The organism is Pedobacter psychroterrae, assembly GCF_004331695.1.
GTDB classification, from domain to species: domain Bacteria; phylum Bacteroidota; class Bacteroidia; order Sphingobacteriales; family Sphingobacteriaceae; genus Pedobacter; species Pedobacter psychroterrae.
Window position 1 is genome coordinate 1,378,943 of record NZ_SJSL01000001.1, and the last position, 17,358, is coordinate 1,396,300.

Below are 17,358 nucleotides of genomic sequence, written 5' to 3' on the forward strand. Positions count from 1 at the left end.
GAAAAAATGGCGGCAAAAAGAAAATTTGATTGGTTACACGTGGCAATATCGTGGGGGGCCAGCATCGTAATTTTAGGAGCATTATTTAAAATTTTACATATTGGCGGAGTATTCGGTAACTATGCCATTGGTATAGGACTGGGTGTGGAAGCCATTCTTTTCTTTTTGACCGGACTCAGACAACCGGAACAAGAATTACCATGGGAGAACGTTTACCCTGAACTGAGTCCTGAATTTGCTGGTGAGCTGCCTAAGAGTACTGCCAGGCCGACCGGAAATGCTTCGGGCTTTTCTTCTACTGCAGCCCTGGATAAGATGCTGGTTGATGCCAAAATTGGTCCGGAGCTAATTGAAAGCCTGGGAGCGGGGCTGCGTACTTTTGGTGACAAGGTTTCTTCCATTGCTAATGTTGCTGATGCTTCTGCCGCTACCACTGAATTTACAGGTAAGTTAAAAAATGCTTCTGCAAGTTTTGACGGGTTAAATAATGCATTTTCCAAGGCTACTGCCCAATTATCTGAATTGGGTGAAAGCAATATTGCTGCTGCAGCTTATCATGATCAGGTGAATGCACTGGCTAAAAATCTTTCTGCTTTGAATGCGGTATATGAACTGGAATTGCAGGATTCAAGTGCACATCTTAAGTCGATGAATAAATTTTATCAAAACTTATCTCTGACAATGAATAACTTTAACGAGTCTATGGAAGATTCTAAGCAGTTTAAAGATGAGGTAGGAAAACTTGCTAAAAACTTATCGTCGTTGAATGCCATTTATGGTAATATGTTGTCTGCTATGAACCAACCAAGAGTTTAGACTTAATTTATTATGGCAGGAGGAAGAGAGACAACAAGGCAGAAGATGATCAATATCATGTATTTGGTATTGCTTGCTATGCTCGCCTTAAATGTATCGGATACAATATTGAATGCGTTTAAAAATATTAATGATAGTTTGGTAAGTTCAAAAACCAATGTTAATACCAGTATAGAACAGCTTTTTACATCATTTCAGAATACAAAATTAAAAGATGAACCTGAGAGGGCCCAACCAATTTGGGAGAAAGCAAATAAGGCCAGAGCATATGCTGATGAACTGAGTAGCTATGTACAACAGCTTAAAGACAGGTTTAACAAAGCAGGGAATGGTATTGATGAGGAGACTGGTGACCTGGTAGAAAGGGCTAACCTTGACATTGCCCAGGGGATCATGATCAACCAGAAAGAAGGCCAGAAGCTGAAGGTAAAGATCAATGAAACCCGTGAGAAACTGATTAATCTATTGGATGCCCAGGATCGTGCAGGTGTAACTTTTACCATGGAGGCTAAGGATGCTGTAAAGTCTATTAACGGGAACAAAAAATGGGAAGATATCAATTTTGGTGAGGGAACACCGCTTACGGCGGCCAACACTATTTTGAGTAAAATCCAGTCTGACGTAAAAAATGCAGAAGCTGAAGTAGTGAAGAAGCTGTTTGGAAATATGGACAAATCTTTGGTGAACCTAGATCAGTTTGCTGCGGTAGCGGTGGCACCAACTTCGTATGTAATACAGGGCCAGCCTTATACTGCACAGGTTTTTCTGACGGCAAGTGATTCTAAATCGAGCCCTGAGATCTCGGTAGGTGGCAGTCGTCTGTCTATGAAAGAGGGCAAAGGCGTTTATACCGGAGGGACAGGAAATGTCGGGGTGTTTAAGTGGATAGGAACGATAAGGGTTAAACAGACTGATGGGCAGGTGAAGGAGTACAGGACCCCTGAACAGATGTACCAGGTAGCTAAACCTTCTGCAACCGTATCTCCAGATAAAATGAATGTGATCTATGCTGGTATACCGAATCCCTTTTCTGTTTCAGCTGCAGGCTTTCCGCTGGAAAGTGTTAATGCATCAATGGAGGGTGGTTCGATTTCTGGCAGTAATGGTAAATATACCGTGAATGTTGGGGGTAATCAGGTTGGTAAGACACTAAGCATCAATGTGTCTGCGGCCAATGAAGGTAAGACCTTAAATTTAGGGTCGCAATCATTCAGGGTTAAGGCTTTGCCTACACCGCGGGCATATGTAAAGGGTAAGTCTGGAGGAAATGTTCCTTTGGAATGGATTGAAAGCTCTGGCGCAATTGAAACCCAGCTTGAAGATTTCGTATTTGATGTTAAATTTACAGTGATTCGTTTTGCAGTTACTTTTATTAATCCAAAGGCAGATGCAGTAACCATTACTTGTAATGGTGCAGGGTTTAACGGACAAGTAAAAGGAGCACTAAACTCATTAAAGCCGGGTGCAACTGTGATATTTAAGGATATCGTATGTGAGGGGCCGGATGGCAGACAAAAGGTTTTGGATGGAATTACGTTTATAGCAAAATAGACTATTATGAAAAATATCTTGGTTATTGTAGTATTGTTATTATTAGGAACAGGTTCTTTTGCACAAAATCAAGTGAATAGGGGGCGTGCGGACTCTCTTAAAAAAGCAAGAATAAAGACTCCACCTAAAGATGGGTTTGCTGTAAGGGCAGATATTGATAGCAATATCATGGTCCCTTATCCTGATGTGCGCGAAGAGGATGTGTTTTATGCAAAGAGAATCTGGCGGGAGATAGACCTTAGGGATACGATTAACTCAGTGCTGAAAGCTGAGGGTTCAAAACTGATAGATGTATTACTTGAAGCTGTTAGAAATGAGGAGCTTACTGTATATTCTAATAAGGATACCACGGCCGGAAAGCTGCTGGATGATAATGATTCATTTAGGATAGCATTGACAGCTCAGGAAGCGTTATCAAGTGCACAGGGGATAAGTGAAGGTGTCGCAGATTCGGCAACAGGTAAGATCGCTGATCCAACCTTGCGAAGACTGAGGTCTGACGAGTTTGTGAAATATAGGATTAAAGAGGATTGGATTCTGGATTCAAAAAGATCGGTTTTTGAACCCAGGATAGTTGGCATAGCGCCGATGAAACAGGTAGAAGGAAACTGGCAACCTGTATTTTGGGTGTATTTTGAAGATGCAAGAGAACTATTAAGTAAGAAAAAACTGATAAATCCTGCAAATGATGCCTCTACCATAACTTTTGATGATTTTTTTGTAAGAAGGTTATTTTCAAGCTATATAGTGAAGGAAACCAATCCGTCTAATCAGAATATTAATGACATACTCGGTCTGACGGATGCTAAAGACCCAAAAAAGCTATATGAATCTGAGAGAATAAAGAAATCAATTTCTGACTTTGAGCAAAGCCTTTGGGAGTATTAGTTTTCAATACAACAGTGAGCATTTAAAGCGTCGTAATTCTGAATTTATTTTAGGATGACGAAGCCCATAATAATCTTTACACCTGATTGTTGAAGTAACTGATCAGCGTTTGCAATTGTTTTTTATTCAATACAGCAGCCAGTTCAGCTTCCGTTGCTTCTTTGATCTTCTTAACAGATTTAAAGTGTACCAGCAGTTTGTCTGACGTAGTCCTGCCAATTCCCGGAATTTGGGCCAGTTCGGTTTTCAATGTTCCCTGGTCTCTCTTTTTTCTATGAAACGTAATGCCGAACCGGTGGGCTTCATCCCTCAGTTGCTGAATTACCTTGAGGGTTTCAGATTTCTTGTCAAGATATAATGGATATGAATCTCCAGGATAGTATAGCTCTTCTAAACGCTTGGCTATTCCAATTACGGTAACTTTTTTATCAATGCCCAATTTCTTCAAGCTTATCAGCGCTGAAGATAGCTGTCCCTTACCCCCATCAATGATGATCAGTTGAGGTAATGTGTCCTCTTCTTCCAGCATACGCTTATAGCGCCGGTAAACCGCTTCTTCCATTGTGGCGAAATCATTCGGGCCTTCTACCGTCTTAACATTGAAATGGCGGTAGTCCTTTTTGGAGGGTTTGGCATCTTTGAATACGACAATAGCAGAGACTGGATATTTGCCCTGAAAATTTGAATTATCAAAGCACTCTATGTGTTGTGGTAATTGTGTTAACCGGAGATCTTTTTGCATCTGGCTGAGAATCCTGTCTGTCCGTAGGTCGGGGTTGAGCTTTTCATACTGATTTAGTTTTTCCTTTTTAAAGAAGAGTACATTTTTTTGCGAGAGCTCCAGCAGTTTCTTTTTCTCTCCTAATTTAGGAACTGTGAACTTTAGGTTATTATCTGTAAGCGTAATTTCAAAAGGAACGATAATCTCTTTTGAAGTGCTGTTAAACTTAGTCCGGAATTCAGTAATGGCTATTGTCAGTAATTCTTCGTCGGTTTCATCGAGGCGCTTTTTGATTTCTATGGTTTGTGTCTGGATAATACTGCCATTCATTACCTTGAGATAATTTACAAAGGCATAGCGTTCATCAGATGCAATACTTACTACATCTATATTGGTTATGGCACTGTTAACTACGGTTGATTTGCTCTGGTATTTTTCCAGAACCAATAGTTTTTTCTGATACTGGTGTGCATATTCGAAATTAAGCTGGTCAACAGCAGTTTTAATGACTTGTTTTACATTTCTGATTACATTACCTATTTTGCCATCAAGGATGTCTTTAATCTCTTCTATTCCGTTGTCATAATCATCCAATGCCTGATAGGCCTGACATGGACCTTTGCAATTTCCGATCTGGTATTCCAGGCACACCTTGAATTTATTCTGTTCGATGTTTTTAGGTGTGAGCGGAAGGTTGCAGGTGCGCAATGGATAAGTTTCTTTGATTAAATCTAATATAGTATGCATCATACCTACTGAAGCATAAGGGCCAAAATAGGTAGATCCATCTTTAACCATTTTTCTGGTCCAGTAAAGGCGCGGGAACTGTTCTTTCTTGATGATGATCCAGGGATAAGTCTTGTCATCCTTGAGCATGATGTTGTACCTTGGCTGGTGCTTTTTGATGAGACTGTTTTCCAGCAGCCATGCATCAATCTCAGTGTCGACAATGGTAAAGTTTATCTTTCTGATTTTAGAAACTAAAACTCTTGTCTTCCCGTTCATTTGATTGTCCTTATTGAAATAGGAGCCAACTCTATTTCTCAGGTCTTTTGCTTTACCAATGTAAATGAGTATACCATCAACATCCCAAAACTGGTATACTCCAGGTTTATGAGGGATGTCGGCCAATGCCTTTCTATATTCGAAAGCACTCATTAAAAATTATTAAAAGCCTAATTTTTCATCCAGTTCAGTTTCCTGTTCCTGCTGCTGGTATTGTGAGCAATCATAAATGATGGAAACACCATTTTTTGGTGGCTCGAAATCTGCTTTAGAGATGTTGAGCTTAGGATTTGCATAAATGCGTTTCATAAACCCTGCGAAGATAGGCAGGGCAGTTGTAGCGCCATCACCCTGTGCGGTGCTGGTAAAATGAAAAGCGCGGTCTTCGCAGCCGGTCCATACACCGGTAACCAATTGCGGGCTGATCCCCATAAACCAGCCGTCAGAATTATTTTGGGTCGTTCCGGTTTTACCGCCTATTGGTGTTTTTACACCATATTTTGAATATAATCTCCAACCTGTGCCGCTTGTAATAACTCCCCTGAGCATACGTGTCATTACGTAAGCGACCTCTTCGTTCATAGCTGGTACGGGGATTGGCTTTTCGCTGTGCAGCACCACGCCATTCTTATCCTCGATTCTTAAAATATAGGTGGGCTTTGTCCAGACTCCTTTGTTGGCAAATACACTGTAAGCACCGACCATGTCATACACTGAGGCATCAAATGAGCCCAGGGCAATGGAAGGATAAGCTGGTACATCGGATGTGATCCCCATCCTTTTAATAAGTGTGGATACTGCGGTGGGGCCAACCTGCTTCATTAGATAAGCTGCTATAAAATTTTGCGAAAGGGCAAGACCTTTTTGAAGTGTCAAATATCCAGGGACTGTCCCTGAGGACCGTGGAGTCCAGGGATCACTTCCAGGTGTTTCAATGGTGACAGGTTCGTTGAGCACTGGTAAGCAGGGTGAATAGCCATTTTCTACTGCCACCGCGTAAGTAAACGGCTTGGCTGTAGAGCCTACCTGCCGGGTACCCATCTTTACCTGATCGTATTTAAAGTGTTCGTAGTTAATTCCGCCTACCCAGGCCTTAATATATCCTGTTTGCGGGTCCATGGCCATCATGGAATTGCGGAGCAGCATTTTATAGTACTTAACTGAGTCAATAGGTTTCATTAGCGTATCAATATTCCCTCTCCAGGTAAAGATTGTGAGCCTGGTAGGCGTGTTGAAATCTTCCTTGATCTCCGCATCAGATTTTCCTTCAAGTTGTAATGCTTTATACCTGTCTGAACGTTTAACACCTTGTTCTATCTGCATCTCTTTGCCTTTAAAAGGGTTTCTGCCCTTCCAGCTTTTAATAAATGAGAGCTGTAGGATCTTCATGTATTCTTTTTGGGCCTCTTCGGCAGCAACCTGCATGTCGTAGTTTATGGTCGTAATAATTCTGAGACCGTCTCTGTCAAGATCATATGGGGTGCCATTGGGTTTTGTTATTGACCTTTCTTCAAATATTTTGCGGATATCACTTTTCAGAACCGCCCTGAAATAAGGCGCAATGCCGTCATTAACTGTAGCTGCACTAAATTTTAGACCGAGTGGTTTTTCTTTGTCTGTATCAAGCTGTTGTTGGGTAAGCATATTTTCCTTAACCATTAAGCCCATTATGGTATTTCTTCTGGCAATGGATCTTTCCGGATTACGTGTAGGGGAATATCTTGTGATGCCTTTTAAGATTCCGATCAGGGTGGCCGCCTGAGGTACTGTGAGTTTATCCGGCGTAGTATTGAAGTATACCCTTGCAGCCGATTTAATGCCATAGGCCTGATTGCCAAAATCTACGGTATTTAAGTACATGACGATAATTTCTTCTTTTGTATAGTTTCGCTCAAGCTTTACTGCAATCACCCATTCCTGAAATTTCTGTAATATGCGTTTTGCGAAGTTCTTTTGTCTGCCTTCTTCCGAAAAGAGATTTAAAGCTAATTGTTGGGTTATTGTACTTCCACCTTGCTTTTTCCCTACCAGGGCATATAAAAAAATGGTAAATGTCCTTTTGAAATCAATACCTGAATGATCTCTGAACCTGATGTCTTCAGTAGCGATTAAAGCGTTAATGGCATTTGGCGATATTTCTGAATAGGTTACATTAGAACGGTTTTGGACAAAGTAAGTACCTAAGATCCTTCCGTCATCTGTAACAATTTCAGAAGCTTGGTTGCTCTTGGGGTGTTCGATATCTCTAAAAGAAGGAAGTTGTCCGAATAACCCGAATCCAATAGCCACGATAAATAGTGCAAAAATGATGAGTGCTCCTATTAATAGTTTCCATAAGGTAAAGTTGTACTTTCTAATGTCCTGCGCCAAAAGTGGTTTGTTCATTTTTAATAGTTTTTTTGGTAAAATTCTATATACTTGGTCAGCAGTTCCCCGCTGATAAGTTTGTCGAAATTCTCTTTGCTTATGATGAAACTGCTGTAAATGTTAACGGGTACCTTCATGATTTGTTTCAACTGAGGAGTAATTCCTGCAGCGTAAGATTTGACATCTTCAAAATTACTAAAGTTCCCAACATAAATCAGTTGATCGTTGTCAAATTCTTTCAATTGATGCTTTAAATTGCTGCCTATATAATTTCCCCTGTTGAACTGACCTATTCCAAAACGGGAAGAGCTTAGGGTGAGGGCAGCATCGGAAACGTGTACTACAAAGTAATAGGTAGCAGATACAGCGTTATTAAAGGTGCCGTCTGTTATAATTGCTGGGATTACTTTATCCGGTTCCTGAGCTTTTGGAGTTTCGGCAGGTTTTGGAGATGTATTATTAGGAAGCTGAGTTGTTATCTTTTCCAGAACCACTATTGGCTGCTTAGGTTTTACAACTGCAGAAATGACTACGGCTTGTTTTGCAGGATCTGAAAAAGGAGGCTCGTTTGGATCGAAATCTACCAGTGCAATTTTTCTTTTTTGGAATTCAGACAGATGGGCCATTACATAAGTAATGTGTTCCTTTACAAGGGGAGTAGTCAGTTTATCGTCTGGAAAATTTTCTATAATGTTATTTAAAGCAGTTAAAAGACTGTCTGCATTGTTTGTTCTTCCAATAGCTATGGCTTTTAAATAAGCCAGTTGCGGGGAAAGTATATTCGGGTTTCCGGATGAGAGGGCTTTGTTGGCTTGCCGGATAACAGAAATGAAATCTTTCTTTTCGTATTGAGAGAAAATGTCATTATATTGATTGTTGGCTTCGTTTTCAGCTTCGGACTGCTTTACCGAAAATGTGGGATCGAGTATGGTCTTAGCATAAATAGAACTCGGGAAATCTTTTAAGATCCGGTTCTTGAAATTTAAGGACTCTGCCGGGTCGTTAGGTTTACTAATTAAATATAGACTATAATAAATTGAGGCCAGATGGTTGTTTTGAGGGAAGCGTATTAACAAAGTTTTATAAACATTTGCTGCTTCTGCGGTATCATCAAGTTCCTGTAAATAAAAACTGGCAATCTCGTAGTAAGCATCTATTATTTTTTGATTGGAGGCCGCCATTAAAGCTGAATTCAGTGGTATCGCGGCAGTGTATTCTGCAATTAGCGATTCTTTATTTGAAGTCAGCGAGGTACTGTCGGGATTGATAGGACCGGCATTTGTGACATTTGTAATTTGCTGTGTTGTTTCCTGCGCAGATGTCCGGACACTTTGGCGCCAATTATTTTCTAATTTCCTATTACCCCATTTGCGTTTAAAATCGGAGAAGCCGATACTGATGGTCGTTGTATTACTAAAGTAAAACGAATTTTGAGGCGGTAATTTATTTGCACTATAACCAGGTTGGGAATTGGGGTTTAACAAGTTATTACTGCTTTGAACTTGCGTAATAATAACTGGATTTGCAAGCATCTGTATTTTGGTTTTGCGGAGTTCCTCAGGTAGTCTGGCAATAGATTGCAGCGTGTCCTGCAGGGTAATAAGCTCATACCTGTCTGTAAGGTATTTCAAATTAATACTCTTTTTGAGTATTAGGTCATACCCCGGATAGTTCTTTGGTAAAGTATTTACCGTGCTGTCATAATATGATTTTGCCAGTATGTCATCTTTGAAATGTTTAAAATTAAGGTCTGCGATTCTAAGATAGGAAAGTCCTTTTTGATGCTGATTTTTATTGCTTTTTTGAACAGACAATAAATAATATTTTAAAGCTTCCTGAAATTCCTGGTCTGCAGCATGACCTTCTGCAATCTGAAAATATATCTGGTCATTATAGTCTAAGTTTTTATCATCTTTCAAAAGTGCCAGCACTTGATCATGCTTATCTATTTTGTTGTTATTTTGAAGTGTTTTTAATTTTATCTGATTCAATGTTGCATTGAAATACATCTCAAATGGCGCATTGCTTCTCTGTACTTTCCTGTAGTTAACGGCTGCATCTTTATAATTCTGTTGCCTTTCGTACAGTTGCGCCAGAATATAGGTCCACCTGATTTTGTTCTGGTCCTTGCCGCCAGCTCTGAGGGCATCTTTTAAATAAGAGATTGCAGCGGTATCATTATTAAGATAAATGCACATTTGGGCAATTGTGGACAACGGCCCGGGAAGTTGTCTTTTTACTTTAACTTTTGGGAGTATACTATCCAGGGTATCCAGTACCTGGTTTGCTTCAGTAATTCTTCTGAGCTGCATTAGACTACGTGCTTTCCAGTTTAATGCCTCAAGATAAGTGTTCTGGTTATTTTTGTAAGTTTTGGTGATATAATCAAAATATTCAGCAGCATTGAAATAGTTGCCATTAAAGAAGCTTGCTTTTCCCAGGAGAATATAGGCATCGTCTGTATAATTACTGAAACTTTTTTCAAGGATAATAAGCTGGGCTTTTTTGATGATATCATCCATCGGCTTAAGGTTCAAGCCCTGGTTAACCTCCATATTACTTACCTCAGGCCCAAGATATACGGGCAATATCTGATCATAATTGTCGGCATAGTTTTCAGTGAGCTCCAGCTGGTGATTATTAAGCAGTACTTTTGAATTATAAATGTAATTGTAACGAGCAGTAAGATTTTGCATACTTCTACTGATCGCAGTATCCTTCTGTGAGCTGCAGGAAGATCCTATGCACACATATAATATAAATAATATTATCTTTAAATTGTAAATGCTGTAATTTTTCAAGCTGTAGATTGGTATACTTATATATGCAAAAGTATTTTATTCAGTGAATAACTTAACAAAAAACATTTATTTTATATAATTGTATGAAAGATCCAAATGAAAAGAAGAGGAACATTGGTAGCTTTGCCCGATATTCTGCTATAAGCTTTCAGATGCTTGCTACGATAGGCTTGTTTGCATTTGGCGGATATAAGCTAGATAAATATATGGGGCATAAAACTCTGCTCTTAACAGCTTTACTAAGTCTGATGGGTGTAGTCATATCTTTGTATCAGGTTGTCAGGCAATTGAATAAAAATGATAATGAATAAGTTAAACCAGCCCGAAATGTATACTTTTGTAAAAAAAAGCATTGATTTTGAGTTTAACAAGGTTCACTTTATTTTATCTAATCTATTGCGCAGCCCTTGCGGGAATAGCTTATTTGCTTCCTTTTCTTTTTCCTGATTCTATGGTTTTGGTGAGGCACTTCTGGGTTGTTTTCGGGTTTTTAGGAGGAATTACATTTATAGCATATGTTGTTGCTGATCTTGGGATAAAACGCAACCCAGAAACAGGAATAATGGCCATTATGGGCTCTATAGCTTTGAAGATGATTTTTTCTATGGCTTTTGTGCTGATTTACAGCTTGAACAGTAAAGGAAAGGGGATGGTTTTTGTCTTGAATTTTTTTTCTTTATATTTATTGTTCAGCTTCTTTGAAATATACTCTTTGTTACGTAACTTGCGCCACCAAAATAAATAGTAAAAATCTGCGACTAAATGGATTGTAGCCACGTTTTTGAGTTTAAAGTTAATAGGTTAATTGTTGTTTTTGCGCTTTTTTTAGCGTTTTTTTCTCATGCATCCGTTGCGCTTGCTCAGGCGGACACGGCGCATGCAGGTGAAAATAGTCATACCAAAGCAGAGAAAAAATTTGATATTGGTAAATTTGCCTTACATCATATAGGTGATTCTCATAGCTGGCATGTAATAGGTAATACCTATATAAGCCTTCCCGTAATTTTATATACTTCCAATGGGTTTGTAACTTTTAGTTCCGGTGATTTTCTTCATGATGATGAGGCAAAAATTGTTGTGGAAAGAAAAGGTATGGGGTTTGTAAAACTTCATGAGAAAATCTATTATGCATCTGCGAATGCGAATTCACATGGGCAGTATGTAGATCTGGATGAAAAGCACCATGCTTCAAATGCACGGCCATTAGATATTTCAATAACGAAGAACGTTTGTACGCTGATCTTTTCGATCATCGTAATCCTTGCTGTTTTCCTTAATGTAGCCAATGGTTATAAAAAACGTAAGGGGAAATCTCCAAAAGGATTACAGTCCTGGATGGAGCCAATTATTCTTTTTGTAAGAGATGATATTGCGAAACCGAATCTTGGGCATAAATATGAGCGTTTTATGCCTTATTTACTGACAGTATTTTTCTTCATCTGGTTTAACAATATGCTGGGCCTTGTGCCTTTCCTTCCTGGTGGGGCAAACTTAACGGGTAATATTGCTGTAACTATGGTTTTGGCGATTGCTACATTCTGTCTAACTGTATTTAACGGAAATAAATATTATTGGAAGCATATATTTATGCCCGACGTGCCATGGTGGATGTATATAGTAATGGTTCCGGTGGAGTTATTTGGTATTTTCACTAAACCGATTGCCTTGATGATTCGTTTGTTTGCGAACATTACGGCGGGCCACATTTTAGTTTTGTCTTTAATCTGCCTGGTCTTTGTATTTAACAGTTTGTACATTGCTCCGATTTCCATTGCTTTTGCTGTTTTTATTGGTGCAATTGAATTGTTAGTTGCATTTATACAAGCTTTTATTTTTACCATATTGTCGGCCTTATTTATCGGTATGGCAATAGAAGAACACCATTAATTAGAATTATTTTTTAACAACAATTAATATATAAAATCATGATTACAGGAAGTATTGCTGCAATTGGTGCAGGATTAGCTGCGATTGGCGCTGGTCTGGGTATCGGACGCATTGGTGGTTCAGCTATGGACGGTATTGCCCGTCAGCCTGAAGCTGCCTCTAAAATTCAAACTGCAATGTTGATCGCTGCTGCTTTCGTTGAAGCTGTTGCGCTTTTCGCAGTGGTTGTCGCCCTAATGGGTAATGGCTAAAAATAATTGTACCAGGTAGTAATGCCTGGTACAATTTTGTTAAAGAAAAATATAAAATATTTTAATATATACTTAAATGGAATTATTAGTACCTGAAATTGGCTTGGTTATCCTTCAAACGATCGCATTTTTACTGCTGATGTTTTTACTTGCCAAGTTTGCATGGAAACCTGTATTGGCTGCCATTAAAGAGCGCGAGCAATCAATAGATGAAGCCTTAAACAAAGCTGAGCTTGCAAAGCAGGAAATGACACGGTTAACTGCTCAAAATGAGGAGTTAATGAAAGAAGCGCGTTCAGAACGGGACCGAATATTGAAAGAAGCGAAGACTTTAAAGGATAATATTCTCCATGAAGCTAAAAATCAGGCCCATACTGAAGGTGTGAAGCTAATTGAAAAAGCTAAAATAGAAATTGAAAATCAAAAGAAAGCAGCCCTAGCCGAGTTAAAAAGTCAGGTTTCTACTTTGTCAATTGACATTGCTGAGCGGATATTACGCAACCAGTTAACGGATAAAGCCAAGCAGCAGGATTTAGTTGCCAGCCTTTTAAAAGATGTTGAATTAAACTAGTTGATAGTTTTTAGCCAGATATATTAAAATGTCAGAAAATAAAGCAGCATCAAGATACGCCAAGTCGTTAATAGATCTTTCCACTGAGCAAAATGCTTTGGAAGCGTTGAAAAACGACATGGTTCTTTTAGAGCGGGTGATTGATGAGAACCCCGAACTGGAAGCTATTCTTAAAAATCCCATTGTTCCTCTTGAAAAAAAGGCAGGAATTTTAGATAGCGTGTTTGGTAGTAAGGTACATCAAATTACTAAAGCATTTTTAAAATTAATCGTGAGTAAAGGACGTTCTGCAATTTTATTTGCAACCTCAAAAGCTTTTTTATCTCAATACAATGTCATTAAGGGTATTGTAACAGCAGAGGTAACTGCTGCAATTGAGCTCACAGATGCTAACAGAGCTGAGATAGAACAGATAGTGAAGAAGGACTTTGGCGCTAATGAAGTAATAATCAAAGAAAAAGTTAGTAATAAACTAATAGGTGGTTTTATTTTGAAAGTTGGAGACAGGCAGTTTGACGCCAGTATTTCCAGTGGTTTAAATAAGCTTAAAAAGGAATTTGCCCAGGGAATAGTTTAACCAGCATTATTAATAACAGAAGATAACATATACTGATTTACAAAAGAAATAATATAAAATTATGGTAGAGGTAAGACCAGACGAAGTATCGGCAATTATCAGGCAACAATTGGCGGGCTTCAAATCAGAAGCAGAACTTGAAGAAGTTGGTACCGTATTGCAGGTGGGCGATGGTATTGCCCGTGTTTATGGCTTAACTAAAGTTCAATCCGGTGAGTTAGTTGAGTTTGAAAACGGCTTGCAAGGTATTGTTTTGAACCTTGAAGAAGATAATGTTGGTGTGGTTCTATTGGGACTATCAAGCAATATCAAAGAAGGTGATACGATTAAGCGTACTAAGAAAATTGCCTCTATTAAAGTTGGTGAAGGTATGTTAGGCCGTGTGGTTAATACGCTTGGTGAGCCAATTGATGGTAAGGGACCTATATTAGGTGAAACTTATGAGATGCCTATAGAGCGTAAAGCTCCTGGCGTAATCTATCGTCAGCCAGTTACCGAGCCATTACAGACAGGTATCAAAGCGATTGATGGTATGATACCCATTGGACGTGGTCAGCGTGAACTTGTTATTGGTGATCGACAGATTGGTAAAACTGCTGTATGTATTGATACTATCATCAATCAAAAAGAATTTTATGAGGCAGGTAATCCTGTATTCTGTATATATGTGGCTTGTGGTCAGAAAGCAAGTACTGTAGCAAACATTGTCCGTACTTTAGAAGAGAACGGTGCAATGCCATATACAGTAGTTGTTGCTGCTTCTGCAGCGGAGCCTGCTCCTTTGCAGTTCTATGCCCCATTCTCTGGTGCTGCCATAGGTGAGTTTTTCCGTGATACCGGAAGACCTGCCTTGATTGTTTATGATGATCTATCTAAACAGGCCGTAGCTTATCGTGAGGTTTCACTATTGTTACGTCGTCCACCAGGCCGTGAAGCTTATCCTGGAGATGTGTTTTATCTTCACAGTCGCTTGTTGGAGCGTGCTGCTAAGATCAACGCTAACGATGAGATTGCTCAAGCAATGAACGACTTGCCTGAATCATTAAGAGGCATTGTTAAAGGTGGCGGGTCATTAACTGCGTTGCCGATTATTGAGACACAAGCTGGAGACGTTTCTGCATATATCCCGACTAACGTAATTTCAATTACTGACGGTCAGATCTTCCTTGAGAGTAATTTATTTAACTCTGGTATTCGTCCGGCAATTAACGTGGGTATCTCGGTATCCCGTGTTGGTGGTAATGCACAGATTAAATCAATGAAAAAAGTTGCGGGTACTTTAAAATTGGATCAGGCTCAGTACCGCGAGCTGGAGGCTTTCTCCAAATTCGGTTCGGATCTTGATGCAGCTACTAAATCAGTATTGGACAAAGGAGCACGTAACGTAGAGATCTTGAAACAAGGTCAGTTCTCTCCAATGACGGTGGAAAAGCAAGTTGCAATTATCTATATTGGTACTAAAAACTTGATGCGTTCAGTTCCTGTAAATAAAGTGAAGGAGTTTGAAGCTGAATATTTACAACAACTTGAATTGCGTCATCCTGAAACATTGAGTGCTTTAAAGGCTGGTAAATTTGATGATCAGATAACTGGAGTACTAGAAACAGTTGCTAAAGAGCTTTCAAGTAAATACTAATTAGACACAACCAAAAAAATGGCTAATTTAAAAGAGGTAAGAATCCGCATTGCATCTGTTCAGTCTACTCAACAGATTACCAAAGCTATGAAGATGGTTTCGGCTGCTAAACTTAAGCGTGCTACTAATGCGATCATACAATTACGCCCATATGCTACTAAACTTAAAGAAATCCTCGGAAATCTTTCTGCAAGTTTGGAAGGTTCTTCGTCACCTTTTATACAGGAGCGTGAACCCAATAAGGTCTTAATTATTGTGGTTTCTTCTAATCGTGGCTTGGCGGGAGCATTCAACATGAACGTGATTAAGGCAGCAAATAACTTAATTGCCGAAAAATATAGTGATCAGTATAAAAATGGCAATGTAAGTATAGTGGCCATTGGTAAAAAGTCTCAGGATTTTTATGAGAAGCGCAACTACAAAGTAATTGGGAACAATAACGAAGTCTATACTGCACTTACTTTTCAAAATGTTACCAAAATTACGGATTCAATTATGGCCGGGTTTGAAAATGGAGCATATGATAAAGTAGAGTTGGTTTATAACAGGTTTAAAAATGCAGCAGTTCAAATCCTTACAACAGAACAATTGCTACCGCTGCCAAAGGCTGAGGCTAGTGCTGAATTGGCAACTTCAAATGCTGACTATATATTGGAGCCATCTCAAGAAGAAATCGTTGAGCAACTCATACCTAAGTCAATCAAGATCCAGGTATACAAAGCTGTACTGGACTCTCATGCATCTGAGCATGGCGCGCGTATGACATCAATGGATAAGGCAACAGAAAATGCTGGTGATTTGCTGAAGGCACTTAAACTTTCTTATAACCAGGCGCGCCAGGCTGCAATTACTACAGAGCTTACAGAGATTGTAAGTGGTGCAGCAGCATTAAACGGCTAATTATAAAACATATTTTCTATAAGAGCTCCTGATCCAAAAGATCAGGAGCTCTTATTATTAGAGGTTCAGGATGTTTTTATCTTTAGGGTATTTCACAGCATAGCTAATGCGAATGGTTTCAGTAGCTCCAGGTTTTAAATTAAGCTTCCAGGTGAGTACACCGGTTTCTTTGTTTATCTGGGCAGCACCTGCATTGAGGAGTTCTACTTCTATATCTTTATCTGTCGATACTGGGTACTGGTCTTTCAGCAATAGATCTACTGCTTCTTTTTTTCCATTTCGCAAGCGGATTTCATAGGTAAATATTTGTTTTTTACTGTTTCCGATAAATTTAACACCCGTTTGTTCGGCTACCTTTTCTCTCTTAATGGTAATTTTTTTATCCCGTCCCATGCTTAGGTTTAAGGTGTCGGTAGTGGCATTTGGATTGATAAAGGATTTACCGACATAACTGTTCTCAAAGATAATATTGGCTTCTCCGGGAAGCAGGTTCAGTTGGTCGTAATTTGTAATTTCGGCCATTAAAAATGCATCTCCATCCACTTTTGGGACGCTATAATATTTGAAGTTTGCTGGTTGGTTAAACTCTTTTAGGATTACGCTATGTGGTTTGCTGTTAGAGGCGATGTCATATGGGATTTCGATGTCAAACGTCGTATTTAGCATGTTTTCGTTTTGCTGAATCACAAGTCCATTTACTTTACTTTGGGGTATTGTCACTTCGGACAACGCTGCCTTCGACAAAGAAGCAGTGCTGGATATCCCCTGGATACGGTTTTGATATAACTCTTTTTTTGCTCTATAAGCATGTTCAGGTTCTCCAAACTGAAGGAACCAGGCTGAAAGAAGAGGAGCAGTTCCATTTTGCGTAGGGTTACCGCTAGACAGACTTAATTTAACCTTCTTCCAGTCCAGCCCCGTAGACTGGCTTACGTTAGCCTTATAAATAATCTTAAGTGGTGAGGTGGTGTTTTCAGCCCTAAGGTCATAGAATGCGATCCAGGTTGCGCTAGGGCTGAAGTAGCTCACGTTCAGGTCAGCGCTGGTTGCTGCATTCGCCATCAACTGTAATACAATTTGTCCTGCAGTACCGCTTTTGTCCTGACTTAATTCCTGCAGTTGCTTCCCCATCTGCACGATTTTCTTTTGCTGTAATGCTTCCGCTTCTTTCAGCGTAACTATGTTATTTCGCAATTCCAGCTGCTTGTTTTTGTAATAATCCACAACTTTAATCAATTCAGTTACATTTACTCCAGAATTTGATCCGCCGATAGCTTGGTTCTTATCCAGCAAAATAAGTTGGTTTTCCTCCACTATCCTTTTATTTTCCAGCTTATTGAGCGCTCTTTTTACGAGTTGTAAACTGTCTTCTACTTTAATGTAGGCA

General features: G+C 39.3%; 15 protein-coding genes. 11 read left to right on the forward strand and 4 right to left on the reverse strand.

All coding sequences use genetic code 11. The annotated features are described in order from the left end of the window. The first annotated feature begins 6 nt into the window (after positions 1-6). The 3 genes from porL to porN are packed head-to-tail and all read left to right on the forward strand — an operon-like array spanning position 7 to position 3,255. Entirely contained in the window at positions 7-816 is an 810-nt protein-coding gene (porL, locus tag EZ437_RS06035; RefSeq protein WP_131594227.1) for a type IX secretion system motor protein PorL/GldL, read from the forward strand. A gap of 12 nt (positions 817-828) precedes the next feature. After that, positions 829-2,367, forward strand: coding sequence for a type IX secretion system motor protein PorM/GldM (gene porM, locus EZ437_RS06040; RefSeq protein WP_131594229.1), 1,539 nt, complete (start codon positions 829-831; stop codon positions 2,365-2,367). 6 nt (positions 2,368-2,373) lie between these two features. Beyond that, a complete protein-coding gene (gene porN / locus EZ437_RS06045; protein WP_131594231.1) occupies positions 2,374-3,255 on the forward strand; it encodes a type IX secretion system ring subunit PorN/GldN in 882 nt (293 codons plus the stop codon). A gap of 76 nt (positions 3,256-3,331) precedes the next feature. Here the strand turns inward: porN and uvrC are convergent, their stop codons facing one another. From uvrC to porW, 3 genes are read right to left on the reverse strand one after another with little or no spacing between them, the layout of a single operon-like run. Further along, complete coding sequence (gene uvrC / locus EZ437_RS06050) at positions 3,332-5,134, reverse strand: excinuclease ABC subunit UvrC (protein ID WP_131594233.1); 1,803 nt, start codon at positions 5,132-5,134, stop codon at positions 3,332-3,334. Between the two features lie 9 nt (positions 5,135-5,143). Continuing rightward, complete coding sequence (locus tag EZ437_RS06055) at positions 5,144-7,366, reverse strand: penicillin-binding protein 1A (protein WP_131594235.1); 2,223 nt, start codon at positions 7,364-7,366, stop codon at positions 5,144-5,146. A gap of 2 nt (positions 7,367-7,368) precedes the next feature. After that, positions 7,369-10,098, reverse strand: coding sequence for a type IX secretion system periplasmic lipoprotein PorW/SprE (porW, locus tag EZ437_RS06060; protein WP_449421228.1), 2,730 nt, complete (start codon positions 10,096-10,098; stop codon positions 7,369-7,371). Positions 10,099-10,232: 134 nt separating this feature from the next. Between porW and EZ437_RS06065 the strand changes: the two genes are divergently transcribed. The 8 genes from EZ437_RS06065 to atpG all read left to right on the forward strand — a co-directional run bounded on the left by EZ437_RS06065 (position 10,233) and on the right by atpG (position 15,971). Next, complete coding sequence (locus EZ437_RS06065) at positions 10,233-10,460, forward strand: AtpZ/AtpI family protein (RefSeq protein ID WP_131594239.1); 228 nt, start codon at positions 10,233-10,235, stop codon at positions 10,458-10,460. Between the two features lie 47 nt (positions 10,461-10,507). Further along, positions 10,508-10,894 carry a hypothetical protein gene (locus EZ437_RS06070; RefSeq protein WP_131594241.1) on the forward strand — a complete coding sequence of 129 codons (387 nt, stop codon included), beginning with the start codon at positions 10,508-10,510 and terminating at the stop codon, positions 10,892-10,894. A 17-nt stretch (positions 10,895-10,911) separates the two neighbouring features. Beyond that, the gene (atpB, locus tag EZ437_RS06075; RefSeq protein WP_131594243.1) at positions 10,912-12,036 is read left to right on the forward strand and encodes a F0F1 ATP synthase subunit A; all 1,125 of its coding nucleotides are present in this window, start codon (positions 10,912-10,914) and stop codon (positions 12,034-12,036) included. 41 nt (positions 12,037-12,077) lie between these two features. After that, positions 12,078-12,287, forward strand: a complete 210-nt coding sequence (atpE, locus tag EZ437_RS06080) for an ATP synthase F0 subunit C (protein WP_062551197.1) — start codon at positions 12,078-12,080, stop codon at positions 12,285-12,287. Positions 12,288-12,363: 76 nt separating this feature from the next. Beyond that, a complete protein-coding gene (locus tag EZ437_RS06085; RefSeq protein WP_131594245.1) occupies positions 12,364-12,858 on the forward strand; it encodes a F0F1 ATP synthase subunit B in 495 nt (164 codons plus the stop codon). A 28-nt stretch (positions 12,859-12,886) separates the two neighbouring features. After that, positions 12,887-13,435 (forward strand): ATP synthase F1 subunit delta, encoded by a 549-nt coding sequence (gene atpH, locus EZ437_RS06090; protein WP_131594247.1) that lies wholly within the window; start codon positions 12,887-12,889, stop codon positions 13,433-13,435. A 61-nt stretch (positions 13,436-13,496) separates the two neighbouring features. Continuing rightward, a complete protein-coding gene (atpA, locus tag EZ437_RS06095) occupies positions 13,497-15,071 on the forward strand; it encodes a F0F1 ATP synthase subunit alpha (protein WP_131594249.1) in 1,575 nt (524 codons plus the stop codon). Positions 15,072-15,089: 18 nt separating this feature from the next. Beyond that, the gene (atpG, locus tag EZ437_RS06100; RefSeq protein WP_131594251.1) at positions 15,090-15,971 is read left to right on the forward strand and encodes an ATP synthase F1 subunit gamma; all 882 of its coding nucleotides are present in this window, start codon (positions 15,090-15,092) and stop codon (positions 15,969-15,971) included. A 57-nt stretch (positions 15,972-16,028) separates the two neighbouring features. Here atpG and EZ437_RS06105 read toward each other — a convergent pair whose 3' ends face one another. After that, positions 16,029-17,285 carry a DUF4139 domain-containing protein gene (locus EZ437_RS06105; protein ID WP_205942653.1) on the reverse strand — a complete coding sequence of 419 codons (1,257 nt, stop codon included), beginning with the start codon at positions 17,283-17,285 and terminating at the stop codon, positions 16,029-16,031. Positions 17,286-17,358: the final 73 nt, after the last annotated feature.

What these genes read in the sequence shown, in the direction of transcription:
- porM (WP_131594229.1), top strand. Translation starts at nt 829, where the DNA reads ATGGCAGGAGGAAGAGAGACAACAAGGCAGAAGATGATCAATATCATG.
- EZ437_RS06085 (WP_131594245.1), top strand. Translation starts at nt 12,364, where the DNA reads ATGGAATTATTAGTACCTGAAATTGGCTTGGTTATCCTTCAAACGATC.
- atpA (WP_131594249.1), top strand. Translation starts at nt 13,497, where the DNA reads ATGGTAGAGGTAAGACCAGACGAAGTATCGGCAATTATCAGGCAACAA.
- porN (WP_131594231.1), top strand. Translation starts at nt 2,374, where the DNA reads ATGAAAAATATCTTGGTTATTGTAGTATTGTTATTATTAGGAACAGGT.
- uvrC (WP_131594233.1), bottom strand. Translation starts at nt 5,134, where the DNA reads ATGAGTGCTTTCGAATATAGAAAGGCATTGGCCGACATCCCTCATAAA.
- atpB (WP_131594243.1), top strand. Translation starts at nt 10,912, where the DNA reads ATGGATTGTAGCCACGTTTTTGAGTTTAAAGTTAATAGGTTAATTGTT.
- atpH (WP_131594247.1), top strand. Translation starts at nt 12,887, where the DNA reads ATGTCAGAAAATAAAGCAGCATCAAGATACGCCAAGTCGTTAATAGAT.
- EZ437_RS06065 (WP_131594239.1), top strand. Translation starts at nt 10,233, where the DNA reads ATGAAAGATCCAAATGAAAAGAAGAGGAACATTGGTAGCTTTGCCCGA.
- atpG (WP_131594251.1), top strand. Translation starts at nt 15,090, where the DNA reads ATGGCTAATTTAAAAGAGGTAAGAATCCGCATTGCATCTGTTCAGTCT.
- porL (WP_131594227.1), top strand. Translation starts at nt 7, where the DNA reads ATGGCGGCAAAAAGAAAATTTGATTGGTTACACGTGGCAATATCGTGG.
- EZ437_RS06055 (WP_131594235.1), bottom strand. Translation starts at nt 7,366, where the DNA reads ATGAACAAACCACTTTTGGCGCAGGACATTAGAAAGTACAACTTTACC.